The sequence below is a fragment of the Aliivibrio sp. S3MY1 genome, assembly GCF_028765575.1.
Taxonomy (GTDB): Bacteria; Pseudomonadota; Gammaproteobacteria; order Enterobacterales; family Vibrionaceae; genus Aliivibrio.
This window is the reverse complement of record NZ_JARACO010000081.1, coordinates 1-1,010: the sequence shown is the minus strand read 5'-3', so window position 1 is coordinate 1,010 and position 1,010 is coordinate 1. Positions and strand designations below refer to the sequence as shown.

Below are 1,010 nucleotides of genomic sequence, written 5' to 3'. Positions count from 1 at the left end.
TAACGCCTGCATAACACGTTTACTACTATGCAATTATACTTAAAATTGACGCCTTAAAACGAGAAACACCCGACAACCTGAGATGCCGAGTGTAGTAAATCGTGTTGATGCATTTGTTATGTGTTTAAAGTGTGGAGCTGAATAAACACTTTATTTGTTGAGCCATAAGCCTTAACTGAATACATTGCTATCTCATGACCCTCTATTCGATTTAGCTGATTTATATGCTCAAAAAACTCATATTTTTCAATTAATAGTTTAAATTTAGAGTTGCCTAAATCACTAAGGCAATTATAAAAAAGTAAACCCAGTTCATAATCAGAAAGTTGAGCCCTCAAAAGATTTGAATAAAACTTCTTATCATCTACATTAGATTGCTCTATATACTTCAATATTTGATAAATATTTCGGAAGTAATGTCCAATCATATTACCATATACTCGATGAAATTTAAGATATTGACTACCAATATCGTCTGCATATAGGTCTTCACCAAACATACAATAATAGTCAAATATATATCCTTTTTGAGTGAACTTATCTATGAACAATATACGAAAAACATCGCGACCATTAACTATATGTTGCTTACCTCCACTATCTTCTTCCGTTTTTAATGATTGCACAATTTCATTGTGTAATTGTAACAACTGAAAGAAAGTCGTTTCAAAAACCTGCTTATCCATAGCCTTAGTTTGCAGCTTGAATTCTTCCTTTTGTCCTTTTATCTCGGCTCTGGTTTCTCTCAATTCTTGAGACTGAAGGAATATAGAAGTGATTATCCCACCTAGCGCAAGACCAGAAAATAAAGTATTTAGTGCTCCGAATGAATCCCCAAAAAGCGCTTTATTTGCCAGTTCTGATACACTATTCCCATACACAGAACTGATCCATACAGGATACTGGAACCAAGATACTATAATTAGGGTAGCTAAGCATACTATTGAAACTACTGTTTTTTTCATTATTCCCTCATAAAACACATAACGCCTGCATAACACGTTTGCTAC

At 33.7% G+C, this 1,010-nt stretch carries 1 protein-coding gene; it reads right to left on the bottom strand.

All coding sequences use genetic code 11. From position 1 onward, the window contains the following. Positions 1-116: 116 nt before the first annotated feature. Positions 117-1,010: putative phage abortive infection protein (locus PVK62_RS17310; RefSeq protein ID WP_274445625.1), on the bottom strand; the 894-nt coding region annotated here is incomplete at its 5' end.